12 protein-coding genes are annotated in these 16,551 nt (G+C 70.6%); 7 read left to right on the top strand and 5 right to left on the bottom strand.

Annotated elements, in window-relative coordinates; translation table 11 throughout:
* Positions 1-47: 47 nt before the first annotated feature.
* Entirely contained in the window at positions 48-1,586 is a 1,539-nt protein-coding gene (locus GWK61_RS42520; protein ID WP_194917689.1) for an AAA family ATPase, read from the bottom strand.
* 53 nt (positions 1,587-1,639) lie between these two features.
* Positions 1,640-3,625, bottom strand: coding sequence for a hypothetical protein (locus tag GWK61_RS42515; protein ID WP_194917687.1), 1,986 nt, complete (start codon positions 3,623-3,625; stop codon positions 1,640-1,642).
* A gap of 346 nt (positions 3,626-3,971) precedes the next feature.
* Here GWK61_RS42515 and GWK61_RS42510 point away from each other — a divergent pair, with 346 nt between their 5' ends.
* Positions 3,972-4,655 (top strand): RibD family protein, encoded by a 684-nt coding sequence (locus tag GWK61_RS42510; RefSeq protein ID WP_194917684.1) that lies wholly within the window; start codon positions 3,972-3,974, stop codon positions 4,653-4,655.
* Here the strand turns inward: GWK61_RS42510 and GWK61_RS42505 are convergent.
* Positions 4,642-5,331, bottom strand: coding sequence for a YqjF family protein (locus GWK61_RS42505; RefSeq protein WP_369125658.1), 690 nt, complete (start codon positions 5,329-5,331; stop codon positions 4,642-4,644). The two genes, GWK61_RS42510 and GWK61_RS42505, sit on opposite strands and share 14 nt — an antisense overlap.
* A gap of 220 nt (positions 5,332-5,551) precedes the next feature.
* The gene (locus GWK61_RS42500) at positions 5,552-5,968 is read right to left on the bottom strand and encodes a PPOX class F420-dependent oxidoreductase (protein WP_194917682.1); all 417 of its coding nucleotides are present in this window, start codon (positions 5,966-5,968) and stop codon (positions 5,552-5,554) included.
* 42 nt (positions 5,969-6,010) lie between these two features.
* Between GWK61_RS42500 and GWK61_RS42495 the strand changes: the two genes are divergently transcribed.
* The 5 genes from GWK61_RS42495 (at position 6,011) to GWK61_RS42475 (ending at position 14,489) form a co-directional block, all read left to right on the top strand.
* Positions 6,011-7,705 (top strand): alpha/beta hydrolase, encoded by a 1,695-nt coding sequence (locus GWK61_RS42495; protein ID WP_194917680.1) that lies wholly within the window; start codon positions 6,011-6,013, stop codon positions 7,703-7,705.
* Between the two features lie 92 nt (positions 7,706-7,797).
* A complete protein-coding gene (locus tag GWK61_RS42490; RefSeq protein ID WP_228563857.1) occupies positions 7,798-8,379 on the top strand; it encodes a hypothetical protein in 582 nt (193 codons plus the stop codon).
* Positions 8,380-8,775: 396 nt separating this feature from the next.
* Positions 8,776-12,213 carry a S8 family serine peptidase gene (locus GWK61_RS42485; protein WP_194917678.1) on the top strand — a complete coding sequence of 1,146 codons (3,438 nt, stop codon included), beginning with the start codon at positions 8,776-8,778 and terminating at the stop codon, positions 12,211-12,213.
* Positions 12,214-12,350: 137 nt separating this feature from the next.
* Positions 12,351-12,809 carry an iron chaperone gene (locus GWK61_RS42480; RefSeq protein WP_228563856.1) on the top strand — a complete coding sequence of 153 codons (459 nt, stop codon included), beginning with the start codon at positions 12,351-12,353 and terminating at the stop codon, positions 12,807-12,809.
* A 192-nt stretch (positions 12,810-13,001) separates the two neighbouring features.
* On the top strand, positions 13,002-14,489 hold the full coding sequence (locus GWK61_RS42475) for an SDR family NAD(P)-dependent oxidoreductase (protein ID WP_369125657.1): 1,488 nt from the start codon (positions 13,002-13,004) through the stop codon (positions 14,487-14,489).
* A 13-nt stretch (positions 14,490-14,502) separates the two neighbouring features.
* Here GWK61_RS42475 and GWK61_RS42470 read toward each other — a convergent pair whose 3' ends face one another.
* Positions 14,503-15,252, bottom strand: a complete 750-nt coding sequence (locus GWK61_RS42470; protein WP_194917676.1) for a helix-turn-helix domain-containing protein — start codon at positions 15,250-15,252, stop codon at positions 14,503-14,505.
* 81 nt (positions 15,253-15,333) lie between these two features.
* Here GWK61_RS42470 and GWK61_RS42465 point away from each other — a divergent pair.
* The coding region (locus tag GWK61_RS42465) for an alpha-L-fucosidase (protein WP_194917674.1) at positions 15,334-16,551 on the top strand (1,218 nt) is incomplete at its 3' end.

Below are 16,551 nucleotides of genomic sequence, written 5' to 3'. Positions count from 1 at the left end.
GGCGGGGTCCGGTTCGGAGGTCGGGGCGGTCGGCCGGTACGCCGGTGTCAGTCCGGGAGATCGCCCGGCGCGCCGAGCAGGCGGCGGGTCAGCTGGTGCCGCGAACCGGCGAGGATCTCCAGCGCCTCGTCGAGGTGCGCGGCGCTGACTCGGAGGCCGTTGTCGGGGGCGGCGGCGCCGTCGTTCTGGTCGTCGTGCTGTTCTTCGTCCTGCTCGTCGAGTGCGAGCAGTGCGGCCCGGCGTATCAGTTCCTTGATGAAGGAGGCCGTGACCCCGGCCGTCCGCTCGATCAGGCCGTCGGCGCCGGCGAGGTCCAGGTCGAGGCTGCCGCGGTAGAGCTCCAGCAGGCGGGCGCGGCCGTCGGCGTCGGGCAGCGGGACCTCGACCGCGTGGTCGACGCGGCCCGGGCGCATGGCGAGCGCCGGTTCCAGGGCGTCCACGCGGTTGGTGGTGAGCAGGAAGGTGACGTCGGCGTCGCCGTCGAGGCCGTCCATCTCGGTGAGGAGCTGGAACAGCAGCGGGGCCGCGTCCGGGTGGGCGGAGCGGTCCCGGGCGATGAGGTCGACGTCCTCGACCACCACCAGCGCCGGCTGGAGGGCGCGGGCGATCTCGCAGGCCTGGCCGATCAGCCGGAGGGCGTTGGCGGTCAGGACCACGACGGTGGTCTCCGGCAGCCGGCTCATCAGGTACCTGACGGTGTGCGTCTTGCCGGTGCCGGGCGGGCCGAACAGCAGCACGCCGCGCTTGAGGTGCTGGCCGTGCGCCAGCAGGGCGGCGCGGTGCCGGTTCACGCCGAGGATCTGGGCCTCGACGCCCTCCAGCATGCCCGGCGGCAGGATCAGCTCCTCGCGGGTCATGACGGGGCGCTCGTGGAAGCTCAGGGCGCTCTGGTGCGGGCCGAACACCTCGGCGCCGAACTCCAGGACGTGGCCGCGGTAGACGCTGAACTCCACGGCCAGGCGGCGGATCTCGGCGGCCGCCGCGCGCGCCAGGGCGCGGTCGGAGCAGGCGATCTCCAGGCTGACGTCCTGCTGCGGACCGCGCAGCTCGGTGCCGCGCAGCAGCAGGGCCATCGGCGGGCGCGGGTCCGCGGTGCGGTCGCCGTCGTCGGGGCCGTCGACGCCGTCGACGAGGTACAGGCCGCACTGCACGCAGCTGCGGGTCTCGTCGCCGGGGCCGCTGGGCTGGTCGGTCATCGACACGCCGGCGACCGTCATGGTGTGCGCGCCGACGTCGTGGAAGAGGTCTGACAGGCCGAACATCCGGAGCCGAAAGCCGGCCATGCCGGTGAGGCGGTAGGGCGCGCCGTTGCGGGCCAGCCACCGGTCGACGCCGCCCTGGACGTTGACGTGCTCGTAGGGCGGCCACGTCACGGTGGCGATCGGGACCATCGCGGCCTCGGGACCGAGGTGCGCGGTGAGGAGTTCGGCGAGGCCGGGGGCGGCGGTGTCGGAAGCGGAGGCGTTGTCGGCAGCGGTGGTACCGGCAGAGATGGTGGCGGCGGCGATGGTGGTGGCGGCGGCGAAGTTCCCAGATCCGCTCGACGCGGCGACAGTGCGGCGCGGCGGCATCGGCTGTGACGACATGGGGTCCACCATGCCAGCGCATCAGGGCGCTGAACCAGAGGTGGAGCGAGGGCTCACGCCCGGTTGACGGCCCGTGCCAGCCCCGCGGCGATGGTGGTGGCGAGGATCCACCCGGCGGCGGTGAGGAGATAGGCGATCCACTGGTAACCGCCACTGGCGACGTAGGCCCGGCCCTGCCCGAAGTTGATCACCGGCAGCAGCAGGTCGAGGGAGTAGATGAGGGGATTGAAGGGCGGCGCCGAACCCGGGCTGACCGGAACCGGATGATGCAGCCCGAAGACGACGACCCCGGTGACCAACAGCGCGGCCAGCCAACCCAACGCACGCTCGGGACGATAGCCGTAGCCGACGGCGGCATCCTGCACGAACCCCCACGGCCGCGCGGCACGAGGCAGCGTACGCCGCCGCGCACGCTGCTTGGCGAGCAGGACACGGCGGGCCTCGCCATCGAGCCCCTGCCGGCGGTAAACGGCGGCGAGCTGTTCGTAGGGGCCGGGGCGGTACCCGGCGGCCTCGCGCGCCAGCCAGCCGATGCGGGAGGCGACGGGGCCGGGCTCGGCGATGCGGTCGTAGGTGAAGCCATCGCGGCTGAAGTGCGCGGGCCAGGTGGCGGGATCGTCGTTGAGGACGCCGACTTGAGCATTGGCCAGGTGGATGGAGCCGGCCGGCGGGACGGCGAAGCGGAGGGTGAGCTCGGCGGCCCGGACGTTGCCGAGGAAGAGGATGTTGGCACCGGAACCGGAACCGGAACCGGAACCGGAACCGGAACCGGAACCGGAACCGGAACTGGAGCTGGAACCAGGGCCGACAGAACCAGCAGCGCCAGCGATCGTACCGGCGCCGGTATTGGTTGGAACAGAACCAGCGGCGACACTCGCGGCGGCCGAACCGACCGAACCAGCACCTGATGTGCCCGAGCCAGCTGCAGCTCCGCCACCACCCCCGAAAACCGGCCCCAGCCCCAACTCCGCCACCGAACTCACCAGCACCGCGTCGCGGAAGTCCAGATCGTTCCCCACCCGCGCGCTGCCGAAGCGCACCGCTCCGGCTGCGCGGATGCCGCGGCAGCGGGCGGCGCCGCCTATCTCGGTGTAGCGGGCGTCGAGGGCGGTGGTGCCGTCGCCGCGGAGGGTGGCGTCGTCGAAGCGGGCGTGGCCGGTGATGCGGGTGCCGTCGATGCGGACCAGGCCTTCGGCGTCGAAGCCTTTGTAGCACTGGAGGTCGGCGCCGATCTTTGCCTGGTAGGTGATCAGGGCGATGCCGCCGGGCCGGTGGAGCTTTGCGTTCGCGAGGCGGAGCAGGCCTTGGATCTCCGCGCCGGAGAAGCGCATCATGCCGTCGGTGTGCAGGTCGTCGCCGATCAGGTCGCTGCCGACCTGGATCCGCGCCGCGTCCAGGACCACGCCGTCGGGGTCGCGGAGGTCGGCGCGCTCCAGGCTCATGACGCCGCCGACCTTCGCGTCGCGCAGGCTCGTGCTGCCTTCGATCGTCGTGCCCCACAGCATCAGGTCGCCGCCTACGTGGAGGCGTTCGGCGCGCAGCGCGAGGTCGGCGGGGTGGTGCAGGTGTGCGTCGGTGATCAGGAGTTCGCCGCCGATGACGGCGTGGTCCAGGCGCACTCGTCCGTCGACCCGCGTCTTGTGCATCACCACCGTCGCCTCGACACGCGTCAGCGAGGCGTTCAGGCCCGCGAGGCGGGTGCCGCGCAGGTTCAGCCGGCGCAGGCGGGTGTCGTGCAGGTCCATGTCGTCCTGGAACCAGCAGTCCGCGAAGCTCAGCGAGTAGCCGAGCTCCAGGTACTCCAGCTCCAGCGGTCCCACCACGCGCGCGCCGACCACGCGCAGCGGCGCGCGCCGGTCGCCGGCCTCGTCGATCAGGCCCCTGACGAACTCGGCGCGCAGGGTGCGCTCCGGGCCCCACGCCGCGCCCGCCGCGGGGTCGTCAGCCGCCGGGTCGCCGGTCTGGAAGGACGTGCGCCCTCCGGCCAGGAAGTCCGTCCGGACCCGCTTCTCGCTCTCGCTGAGTCCGGTGGGGCGCATGGGACGTTTCTATCGTGGTTCGGCCAGCTCGATCGAGTCCTGAGGCGGCGACCCCTTCGGCCGACGCGGTTCGCGCACGCCGCCGTCCGGTCCCGGGGGCCAGCCCGGTCCGCCCGGCTCGCGGCGGTCCCGCTGCCTCGCCTTCCTGGACCGTAGGGCACGTCTGACTCGCTGTTTCACCGTCATGTACCGGGAACGCCCCGGGCGAAACGCGTGGTTCCGGAACGGAGATCATGTACTCTCTCGGCGAACAAAACGCCGCAAGACCCAGGGCAAGATCTGGGGGCAAGACCCGAGCGCGTGGCGCCGCCGCACCAGGCCGCCCCCTCGATGCGACGATGACACCATGCCCGAGCGCCCCCACGTGATCCTCAGCGCCGCCATGTCCCTGGACGGCCACCTCGACGACACCACCCCCGACCGCCTCATGCTCTCCGACGACGCGGACTTCGACCGGGTGGACGCGCTCCGGGCCGCCTCCGACGCCATCATGGTCGGCGCCGAGACCATCCGCCGCGACGACCCCCGCCTCCTGGTCCGCGACCCGGAGCGCCGCGCCGAGCGGCTGCGGCGCGGGCTGCCCGAGCACCCGGTCAAGGTGACGGTGACCGGCGCCGGCGCCCTGGACCCCGACGCGCGCTTCTTCACCACCGGCGGCCACAAGCTCGTCTACTGCGCCGACGCGGCCGTGCCGGCGCAGGCCGACCGGCTGGCTGCGGTCGCGGACACCGAGGTGGTCCCGGCCGGCGCGCTGGTCGACTTCCCCGGCATCCTCGCGGACCTGAAGCGGCGCGGCGTCGAGCGGCTGATGGTCGAGGGCGGCAGCTCGCTGCACACGCGGTTCCTCGCCGAAGACCTCGCCGACGAGATCCACCTGGCGATCGCCCCGTTCTTCGTCGGCGACGACCGGGCCCCGCGCTTCGTCCGCGCCGCGGAGTTCCCGCAGAACGCGCGGCACCGCATGACCCTCGCGGAAACGCGGCCGATCGGCGATCTGGTCTTCGTGCGCTATCTGATCAGTCACGGGTGACGGAGCGCGGCAGCCCGAACCGCACCGGCACTCCCGTCGAGAACAACACGCTGTCCGGCGGCCCAGACGCGACGCCCGGCAACCCCGCCGCCGCGACCAGATCCTCGTCGCACGCCAGCAATTCGGCGCGGCGCAACGGCCACCGCGGATGCGCGTTCGGCATGTGCACGGTCCGGCCGCCGAGCGTGAAGTGCAGCCGCCAGCGGGCTGTGAGGAAGTGGTCCAACGGCGAGGGGTTCTCAACGGCGGATCCGACGCGCACCCCGATCAGACTCCGCGACGGCGGCAGCCCGGGCTCACGACGCCGCGAGCCGTACCAGTACTCGTCCCCGACGCGGTACGCCGACATCCGGGCCCACCGGTACGGCAGCCGGAAAGCGCTCCGCGCCGTGGCCACCGGCAGCAGCCGCGACGCCTCCAGCGAACGGAAGACCACGCCGCGCCGTCCGGCCGCGTCCACGGAGTAGAGCCGCACATTGGTCTCGGGAAAGGTCCCGAGATAGGGCAGACCAGGCAGCGGCCACCACCCGATCCGGTGCATTCGGAAGGCGATGAGCCCGACGTAGGTGACCCCGTCGATGACGTCGGGCAGCACCCCGGCGGGCAGCAGCGGCGCCACCTTCGCCGGATCGACGGCCCAGTGCAGGAAGGTGGCGTCCAGCCAGGACTGCGTCATCAGCGGCCGGCCGGGCAGCCGCGGCGGATCCGCGGTGACCGGCTCCGGCGCCCGCCTGATCTTCGGCGCCGGTCTGACCGCCGACTCCGGCTCCGGCGCTGGCACGACTGCCGGCTCAGGCTCCAGCACCGGCCTGATCGCCGACTCCGATTCCGACACCGACTCCGGCCCCGACTCGGGTTCCGGTTCAGGCTCCGCAGCACCCCCCGCCGCGTCCGTCTCAGACCCCCATGCCGTAAGCGTGCGTCACCCGGATGCGCAGCACCAACCGCCTGTCGGCGACCATCGCGGCCCGGTACTCGTCCCAGTCCGGGTGCTCCTTCCCGGACGCCGCCCGGTACAGCTCCACCAGCTCCTCGACCGTCGCGTCGTCCGGCTTCTGCGCCACCGGCGTCAGTTCCGCGTCGCCGTCGTACACCGCGAACTTGTACGTCTCCGGCTGCACCATCAGCGTCGCGCGCGGGTCCCGCCGCAGATTGCGGGTCTTGGCCCGGTCGTCGGTGAGCGAGATCCTGATCACCTGCTCGGCGGCGTCGTAGGCGTAGTTGACCACCGACAGCTGGGGTCGTCCGTCCTTCTTGATCGTCGCAAGTGTGGCATGGCCTCGTACGCCCAAGAGTTCCAGGAAGGCATCCATATCGTGATTCTAGGGTCAGGCCGAGGTGATACACATGAGCGCATGAAGTCATTCCGGGAACACCGAGGCCGGACCATATCCGCCGTCGCGATGCTGCTCGGCGCGACCCTGGTGGCCGGGTGTACTTCGTCCGGTTCCATCGGCGGTTCCGGTGGCACCGGTGGCTCCTCAAACGGTTCCTCAGGCGGCTCAGGCGGCTCCAGTGGCTCCAGCGGCTCCAGCGGCTCTTCAGGCGGCTCCTCCGGATCCGGAAAGCTGCCCAGCGGCAAGTTCAACTCGGCCCAGGCCTTCGACTCCCAGAAGATCTCCTGGAGCACGTGCACCAGCGAGCCGTCCGACGACCCGACCGCGGACCTGAGCGCCTTCCAGTGCGGCTCGGTCGTGGTCCCCCTGGACTACGCCAACCCCTCGGGCAAGGACGTGACCCTCGCCCTCGTGAAGTGGCCGGCCGCGGACCAGGCGAACAAGGCCGGCTCGCTGCTGACCAACCCCGGCGGTCCCGGCGCCTCCGGCGTGGACTTCGTCGAGGAGTCCAAGACCGAGTTCGACGGGGCGCTGCACGCGCACTACGACATCATCGGCTTCGACCCGCGGGGCCTGGGCCGCAGCGATCCGATCACCTGCCTGGACGACAAGGCCCAGGACAAGCTCTCCGAGCAGGACCCGCCGAAGGACGCCACGGCCCGGGCGAACAAGGCCGCGCAGGACAGCAAGACCCTGGCCGCGGCCTGCCAGAAGAACTCCGGCGACCTGCTGCCCTACGTCGGCTCCAAGTACGTCGCGCAGGACATGGACCTCATGCGCCAGGTCCTCGGCGACAAGAAGCTGAACTACCTCGGCATCTCCTACGGCACCTACATCGGCTCCGTCTACGCCGAGGAGTTCCCGGCGAACGTCGGCCGCATGGTGCTCGACGGCGCCGTCGACCCGAACGCCGACCAACTGGAGTCGAACGTCCAGCAGCAGATCGGCTTCGAGAAGTCGCTGGAGAAGTTCGCCTCCGACTGCGTCACGAACTACGCCTCGCAGTGCCCGCTGTCCGGCAGCCCGACGGCCGCGGCGCAGCAGCTCGGCCACTTCATCGACGGCCTGCAGGACAAGCCGCTGCAGACCGACGACCCGAGCCGCCCGCTGGACGCCACGCTGGGCTGGACCGGCGTCATCATCGGCCTCTACGGCGACGTCGGCTCGGACTGGTGGAAGTACCTGCGCGACGCGCTGGGCAAGGCGATGAAGAGCGGCGACGGCTCGGAGCTGCTGGCCGGCGCCGACCAGTACGACGGCCGCAACCCGCAGGGCCACTACAGCACCGAGCAGAACGGCCTGATCGCGGTGCGCTGCGCCGACTTCACCACCCCGGCACCGAGCGCGTCCGCGGTGCAGAACGCCTACAGCCAGCTCAAGTCCGGGGCCTCGATCCTCAACTCCAACCTGTCCCCCGGCGACCTGGCGCAGCCGATGTGCGCGAACTGGCCGTTCCAGACCACCGAGAAGCCGCACCAGATAAAGGCGCAGGGCTCGGACACGATCCTGGTCGTCGGCACCACGGACGATCCGGCCACGCCGTACCAGAACGCCGTGAACCTGGCGAACGGCTTCGCCAACGCCCGGCTGCTGACCCGCGTGGGCACCGGGCACGCCGCGTTCGGCAGCGGGAACAAGTGCGCGCAGTCGGCGATGGAGGCGTACCTGGTCAGCGGCACGTTGCCGGCGCAGGGGACGCGCTGCACGGCGTGAGCCGGCCGTGAGAAGGGTCGCGGACGGGAACCCCCGTCGTCCGCGACCCGTTTAGGATCGCGGATAGTGTCAACGAATTTGGGGGAACACCCGTGATCTGCTTCTTCGATCCGGCTCACGGCCAGGCGTCCGTGAACGTCATGTGGCAGCCGCAGTGGGGCGTGGCGCGACCCGTCGAGGTCTGCCAGTTCTGCGCGCAGCGCATCCAGACCACCCAGCCGCCGTACTACCAGCCCGTCCAGCAGCAGGGTTATCCGCAGCAGGGCTATCCCCAGGCCGGCTATCCGCAGCAGCAGGGCTACCCGGGGCAGCAGCCGGGCTACCCGCAGCAGGCGCAGTACCAGCAGCCGCCCCGCCAGGGCCACAGCACCGGCGCGGTGATCGGCGCGGGGGCGGCCGGCCTGGTCGGCGGGATGCTGCTCGGCGAGATGCTGGAAGGCGGGGACGACAAGCGCGACGAAGAGCACGCGTACGAGCGCGGCTTCGAGGAGCGCGGCTTCGACGACCAGCGCAACGAGTACCAGCAGGAACAGTTCCAGCAGGAGCAGTTCCAGCAGAACGAGTACCAGCGCGAAGAGTTCCCGCAGAACGACTACAACAACGACTTCAACGGCGGCGGCGGTTTCGGCGACGACTACAACAACAACGGCGGGAACGACGACGGTTTCTTCTAAACCGCGCCGGCAGATGGTCAAAGCGGGGCCGGCGTCGGCCGAGGCCGATCGCAGCCTAATATAAAAGTGCTAATACGCCGTCGGGGCGAGGATCGCAGGATCCTCGCCCCGACGGTATTTCCACCCTCGCCACCCTTGCTCACCCCTTACCGCGTAGACGCTTCCCCGCCCGCATATCACGAGGTGAACGCAAGTCCAGGCGTGTCGCAACGTAGAAGCGTCTACGTCTTTCTGAGGTTCCTGACACCCTCTACTGTGACGAGTATCGATCTTCGCAATGTCCAGTCGCATTGCCATTTCCCGCTGCTCGTTGCAAGACCCTGTAAGGCACCACCCGGGTTCCACCTCAAAGGGGGCGCGCGGCGGCGTGGCCGCGCGTCGGGAGAAAGGCACATTATGCAGTTTGCCCGCAAACACCGCATCGCGGTGGTCGCGGTCACGGCGCTGGGTCTGGGGGTCGGCACCTCTGCCGCAGCCCTCGCCAGCCCGACGCCCGCCAGGCCGTCCGCGGCCCAGCAGCTGGCCGCGCTGTCGACCGGCGCGAAGCACCCCGTGATCGTGCTACTCAAGAACCAGCACTCCGACCTGTCGGTCAAGACGGCCAAGACCCAGCGCAAGGCGGCCGCCAACGCCGACCAGGCTCCGCTGGTCAGCAGCGCGCAGGCCACCGGCGCCCAGGACATCAAGAAGTTCTCGGTGATCAACGGCTTCTCGGCCAAGATGACCGACGCCGAGGCCCAGAACCTGCGGCAGAACCCGAACGTCGCGGCGGTCGTCACCGACCAGCAGCGCGTCGTGAACACCCTGACCGCGGCCCAGAAGCAGGCCATCGCGGACGCCGCGAGCGCCAAGGGCAGCGCCGCCGGCGCCGCCAGCGGCGCCGACGGCCAGACCCCGGCGGACAAGGTCATCCCGGGCACCTGCCCCACCGACCCCAGCAAGCCGCTGCTGGAGCCGGAGGCGTTGCAGACCACGAACACCGCCTTCCTGAACAAGAACCAGCCGCAGGCCCAGAACCTGGTCGACGGCAAGGGCGTGAAGGTCGCGTGGATCGCCGACGGTCTGGACACCAACAACCCGGACTTCATCCGGGCCGACGGCACCCCGGTGTTCAGCGACTACCAGGACTTCTCCGGCACCGACCCGAACGGCAACGAGAGCGGTGACGAGGCCTTCGGCGACGCCAGCTCCATCGCCGCGCAGGGCCTGCACAGCTACGACCTGTCCAAGTACGTCATGCCGCACCACGCGCTCCCGGCCGGCTGCAACATCACCGTCCGCGGCGTCGCCCCCGGCGCCTCGCTGGTCGGCCTGAACGTGTTCGGCGCGGCCAACCTGGTCTTCGACTCCACCGTCGTGCAGGCCATCGACTACGCGGTGAACGTGGACAACGTCGACGTCATCAACGAGTCGCTGGGCAACAACGCGCAGCCCACCGAGGGCCTGGACGTCACCAGTCTGGCCGACGACGCGGCGGTCGCCGCCGGCGTCACGGTCGTCACCTCCACCGGCGACGCCGGCGTGACCAACACCGAGGGCCAGCCGGCCGTCGACCCGAACGTGATCGGCGTCGCCGCCACCACCACCTTCCGGGACCAGGCGCAGACCGGCACCGGCGGCGCGCGGAACCTGGCGAGCAGCTGGGCCTCCAACAACACCGCGGCGCTGTCCTCCTCCGGCACCAACGTCCGGGGCCGCGTCCCGGACCTGGTCGCACCGGGCCAGGGCGGCTGGGCGCTGTGCAGCCCCGAGGCTCGCTTCAGCGCCTGCGTGGACTTCAACGGCAACCTGGCCTCGGTGGAGGACTTCGGCGGCACCAGCATGTCCTCGCCGTTGGTCGCCGGCGGTGCCGCGCTGGTCATCGAGGCGTACGAGAACACCCACGGCGGGGTCCGCCCGACGCCGCAGCTGGTGAAGCAGATCCTCACCTCCTCGGCCACCGACCTCGGCCTGCCGGCCGACCAGCAGGGTTCCGGCGAGCTGAACACCTACCGCGCGGTCCGCACCGCCATGTCCGTCAAGGACGACAACGGCTCGCCGAAGGCGCAGGGTGACGGCCTGGTGGCCACCACCGGCGGCGGCGACACGCAGGTCTCGCTGATCGGCAAGGGCGGCTCGAAGCAGTCCGCGACCGTCACGCTGACCAACACCAGCCCGAACACGCAGACCGTCTCGGGAGGAGTGCGCGAGCTGGACACCACGGTCGCGAACGTCACCGGCACCAAGGCCGTGGACTTCACCGACCCGAACTCGCCGTGGTTCTACGAGGGCTACACCCTCGGCACCCCCGGTCTGAAGCGGCACTGGTTCAGCCAGACCTTCACCGTGCCGGCCGGCGCCGACCACCTCACCGGCACGGCGACCTGCGCCTGCGGCGGCACCAGCACGCTGCTGCGCCTGGTGCTGGTCGGCCCGAACGGCGAGTACGAGAACTGGAACAGCCCGCAGGGCACCACGAACTACGCGACCGTCAACCAGGCGAACCCGCCGGCCGGCACCTGGACGGCGTACTTCTACGCCAACGCCAACGCCGCCGGCTTCAAGGGCAACGTCGCGTACGACTTCCTGGCCACCAAGTACAAGGACGTCGGCTCGGTGAGCCCGGCGAACGCGGTGCTCAAGCCCGGACAGTCGCAGAAGTTCACGGTGAAGCAGACGCTGGGCCAGAACCCCGGCGACGTCTCGGCGGCGCTGGCGTTCCAGACCTCGTTCCACCAGGTCACCACGATGCCGGTGACCAAGCGGACGCTGATCTCCACCGGTAACGACGGCGGCGCCTTCACCGGCACCCTGACCGGCGGCAACGGCCGCGCGAACTCGCCGTCGCAGACGGAGTCGTTCTACTTCGACGTGCCGAACGGCAAGAAGAACCTGGCGATGAACCTGGCGTTCACCGGCAGCCACGCGGTCTCGGCCTTCCTGGAGTCCCCGGACCACCAGGTGGTGTCGCTGAGCACGAACATCGCGGTCGACGCGCAGGGCAACCAGAGCCTGCAGCCCGCGCTGACCGGCTACGTCGACGCCCCGGCCGCCGGCCGCTGGGTGCTCTTCCTGGACGACAACAACCCGGGCATCCTGACCGGCGACCTGTCCGACCCGTTCACCGGCCAGCTGCGGTACAACTCGGCCGACGCCCACGCCAAGGGCCTGCCCTCGGGCTCGCTCGCGGCCGGCAAGGCGGTGACCGCGACGGTGACCATCAAGAACACCGGATGGGCGCCGATCACGGTGTTCGCCGACCCGCGGCTGAACAGCAGCGCCGACTACGACCTGCCGGCGCAGCAGCCGCTGGGCGCGACGGTGCCGCTGCCGTTCGCGACCACCGGCCCGCAGCCGTCGTTCCAGATCCCGACGCACACCACGGAGCTGCGCGCGTCGCAGTCCTCGACGATCCCGGCGGACTTCTCCACCAGCAGCCCCTCGGGCACGCCGGAGGTCTACGGCGTCTCCAAGGGCCTGACCGCCTCGGTGACCGTGGACTCGCCGTGGATCACCCCGGGCGTCTGGGGCCAGGACCCGACCCCGCTGGGCCCGACGAACGGCGCCGTGAGCGGCAGCGCGACCGAGGCGCAGAGCGTCACCACGCTGGCCTTCGACCGCTCGGCCGTGGCCGCCACCGGCGACCTGTGGCTCAACGGCGTCGACCCCACCGCGCCGGCGCTGGCGCCGGTGACCATCCAGCCCGGCCAGACCGGGACGGTCACCGTCACCTTCACGCCGACTGGCAAGAGCGGCACCAAGGTGAGCGGCGTGGTGTACGTGGACACGTACAACGCGGCGTTCGGCACCGGTGACGAGCTGACGGGCCTGCCCTACAGCTACACGGTGAAGTAACGGTGAAGTAGCCGCACCAAGACTGCGGGCGCCCGGACCTCGGCGGTCCGGGCGCCCGCTGTTGTGTGTCCCGCTGGTGTGCACACTGATCAGTTTTTGAGAAGCCCGTCGTGGCAGGTCTTCCTACGATGGGGGACATGGCGAACACGACGAAGAAGACCGCGAAGGCGGCTGCCGGCTCCGAGGAGAACTTCAGCGCCGAGGAGCGCGCCGCGATGAAGGAGCGCGCCAAGGAGGTGCGCTCGTCGAAGAAGGCCGCCGAGGCCGACCCCGAGGCCGAGGTCCTGGCGAAGATCGCGGAGTTCCCGCCGGACGACCGCGAGCTGGCCGAGCAGGTGCACAAGCTGGTGCGTGCGGCTGCGCCGACACTGACCCCGCGGCTTTGGTACGGCCAGCCGGCGTACTCGAAGGACGGGAAGGTGCTGGTGTTCTTCCAGCCGGCTTCGAAGTTCAAGACCCGGTACGCCACGCTCGGCTTCAGCGACGTTGCGGCGCTGGACGAAGGGTCGATGTGGCCGACATATTTCGCGATGACCGCGCTGAGCGCGGCGGACGAGAAGCGGATCTCGGAGTTGGTGGCGCGGGCTGCCGCGTGAGGGCCTTGCCCGCGCGGGTCTGAGCAGGTCCGCGTGGCAGGTAGATTTGTGCGGGTGATCGAGCAGGGTGAAGTGGACGAGCTGGCGGGCCGCGTGGCTGATGAGGCTGCTGTGGCCAACGCAGCTGCCACCGACCCGAGCCCGGAGCCGGAAGCAGATTCGGATCCGGCTGCGGAGGACTTCGGGCCCGGCCTGGCCCCCGAGCGCCTGGCCCTGCTGCTCGACATCCTCGCCGAGGTCGAGGACCTGCCGACGGAGCACCCCGACGCGGTGACCGTGCGGCGGGCGACGGCTGGCGTCTACAAGAGCGTCAAGCTGCGGCGCCGTGCCGACCGGCAGGCGCGGGTGCAGGCGGCGGACCGTGCGGTCACGGCCAAGACCGCGACCGGCGCCCCGACCCGGCTCGACGACGAGACGCAGGGGCTGCCGCTGAGCTCGGAGACCGCAGCGTCGGGCAACGTTGTCGCCGGGGTCCTGAAGCGCGACCGCGGGTGCTACATCTGTAAGCAGCGGTACCGCGAGGTGCACGCTTTCTATCACAACCTGTGCCCCGACTGCGCCGCCGAGAACTGGAAGCGCCGCGACGCCCACGCCGACCTGACCGGCAAGCGCGCGCTGCTCACCGGCGGCCGGGCGAAGATCGGGATGTACATCGCGCTGCGGCTGCTGCGGGACGGCGCGCACCTGACCATCACGACGCGTTTCCCGAACGACGCCGCACGGCGCTTCGCGGCGATGCCGGACAGCGCCGAGTGGCTGCACCGGCTGCGCGTCGTCGGCATCGATCTGCGGGACGTCGCGCAGGTGGTGGCGTTGGCCGATTCGGTCGCGGCCGAGGGGCCGCTCGACATCATGGTCAACAACGCCGCGCAGACGGTGCGGCGCTCGGCGGGTGCCTACGAGCCGTTGATCCGCGCCGAGGCCCAGCCGCTGCCCGACGGGCCGTTGCCGGAGCTGGTCTCGTTCGGGCGGTTCACGGGTTCCGGGCTGGTCGCGCTGCCCGGTCAGACGCGGTCTTCGGAGGCGATCGCGGCGGAGCTGGTCGGCGTCCGGGCGGCCAGCGCGGGTGCGGGTGTCGGGGGAGTCGGCGGCGATGACCTCGTCTCGCTCGCTCTGACCGCCGGCTCGGCCACCCTGGACCGCATCGCCGCCGGAACCGCCATCGACGCGGGCGGCCTGGTCCCGGACCTGGCGGATGTCAACTCGTGGGTGCAGACCGTCGAGGACGTCGATCCGATCGAGCTGCTGGAGGTCCAGCTGTGCAACTCGACGGCGCCGTTCATCCTCATCGGCAGGCTGCGTCACGCGATGAAGGCCTCGCCGTCGTCGCGTAAGCACATCGTCAACGTCTCGGCGATGGAGGGCGTCTTCAGCCGTGGCTACAAGGGTGCCGGCCACCCGCACACGAACATGGCCAAGGCTGCTCTCAACATGCTGACACGCACCAGCGCCAAGGAGATGTTCCAGACCGACGGCATCCTGATGAACAGCGTCGACACCGGCTGGATCACCGACGAGCGGCCGCATCCGGACCGTGTTCGGTTGGCGGGGGAAGGGTTTCACGCGCCACTGGACCTGGTCGACGGGGCGGCGCGGGTCTATGACCCGATCGTGCGGGGTGAGCAGGGCGAGGATCTTTACGGGTGCTTCCTCAAGGATTACGCGAACTCTGGTTGGTAGGGCGGCCGTTTTCTTACCGGCTCCGGCTTTGGCGTAGGGCCCGTGGCGAAGCGCCGAAGGCTTTCCGGCACGTCTTGTTGAACGCCTGCAGGTCGGGGATCCCGACGGACGCCGCGATCGCCGTCACCGACAGCGTGGACGCCTGCAAGAGGTGCAGCGCGCGGGCCATCCTCCGCGAGGCGATGTAGCCGACGACCGTGTCGCCGACGTGCTCGTGGAACAGGCGGGTGAGCTGGTTGTGCGAGACGCCGGCGAAGCGGGCCAGTTCGGCCACGACCAGCGGCTCGGCCAGGCGTTCCTCGATGCGGCGGACCACGGCCGCGACCACCGGGTTGCGGGGCGTGGCGGTCCCGGCGTCGGCGAGGTCCGACACCCGCCACAGCGCGGCCCAGACCGCCGCGGCCGAGCGGTTCGGCGAGGTGGGGAAGGCCGCGACGGCGTCGAGCAGCAGCTCGCGCAGGATCTGGAGGGCCGGGCCCGCGTCGCCGACGAAGGGGTCGCGGCTTCCGGGCATCGCGAAGTGGACGTACAGGTGCTCCGAGCGTCCGCGGTAGCGGAACTCGACCTTCGTGCCGGGCGGGACCAGGCTGACGGTTCCGGGCCGGAGGTCGTGCCAGACGCCGTCGGCCGCGAACGCCGCGTGGTAGCTGTAGAGGTGTAGCTGCCAGAGGTCGGGGAGGCGGAAGACGTCGACCGCGGTGTTGATGCCGTGGACGCCGATGCCGGCGTTGGCCACGAGTGGCGGACCGGTTTCGAGGGTCATGAGCTCCACGGTGAAAATCTACCAGTATCGGTGATCCAGACCGATCAACATACTGGTCTTTCGCATCTAGCGTGGTGAACCATGACCATGCAGCCCTGGTTCGCCGACGCCAAGCTCGGCATCTTCGTCCACTGGGGGATCTATGCCGTCGACGGCATCCCGGAGTCCTGGTCGTTCTACAACGGCGAGATCACCCACGAGAACTACATGAAGCAGCTCGACGGCTTCACCGCGAGCGCCTACGACGCGGGGGAGTGGGCCCGGCTGTTCAAGGCGGCCGGTGCGCGGTACGCGGTGCTGACGTCCAAGCACCATGACGGCGTCGCGTTGTGGGAGACGGCCGAGAACGATCTGAACGTGGTTCGGCGGACACCGGCCGGACGTGACCTGCTTGCGCCGTACGCGCAGGCGATGCGCGACGCCGGGCTCAAGGTGGGGCTCTACTTCTCGCACCTGGACTGGTCGCACCCCGACTACCCGTTCCACTCGCGCGAGGAGTTCGAGGCGGGCGCGGGCGCCGAGGATCCGGAGGCGTGGGCGCGGTTCCTGAAGTTCCACCGCGCGCAGCTGAAGGAACTCGTCGAGGGCTACGCGCCGGATCTGCTCTGGTTCGACGGGGACTGGGAGCGTCCCGAGGAGCTGTGGCGGATGGCGGAGCTGCGGGAGCAGCTGACGGCGATGAAGACGGACATGGTCTTCAACTCGCGGCTGCTCGGCTACGGCGACTACGCGACGCCCGAGCAGGGGGCGCCGATCACGCCGCCCGAGGGGCCGTGGGAGCTGTGCTACACGGTGAACAACTCGTGGGGCTTCCAGCGCAACGACCAGGACCACAAGCCGATCAGCCTGCTGGTGCGCACCTTCGTGGAGACCATCGCCGGCGGCGGCAACCTGCTGCTGGACGTCGGCCCGCGCGCCGACGGCTCGATCCCCTCGGAGCAGTCCTCGCGCCTGGAGGCACTGGGCCGCTGGATCCGCCGCAATGAGCCGGCGGTGTTCGGCACGGTGCGCGGCATCCCGGCCGGCCACGTCCACGCGCCGACGACCCTCTCCGAGGACCGCCGCACGCTGTACGTGTTCTGCTACGACCCGCCGCGCGACCCGGTCACGCTCCGCGGCCTGACCAGCCGCGTGAAGCGCGTGACCGCGCTGGCGACCGGCGAGGAGCTGACGCATCGGCGCTACGGCGGCTTCGACACGATCCCCGCGGTGCTGGCGATCGACCCGCCGAGCGTGGCGGATGCGATCGTGACGGTGCTGGCGATCGAGCTGGAGGGGGAGGTGGAGTTGTATCGGGGC

Source organism: Catenulispora rubra (genome assembly GCF_015356825.1).
Classification (GTDB): Bacteria; Actinomycetota; Actinomycetes; order Streptomycetales; family Catenulisporaceae; genus Catenulispora; species Catenulispora rubra.
Note: the sequence above shows the minus strand (reverse complement) of the source record. Positions and strands in the feature narration are given on the sequence as shown.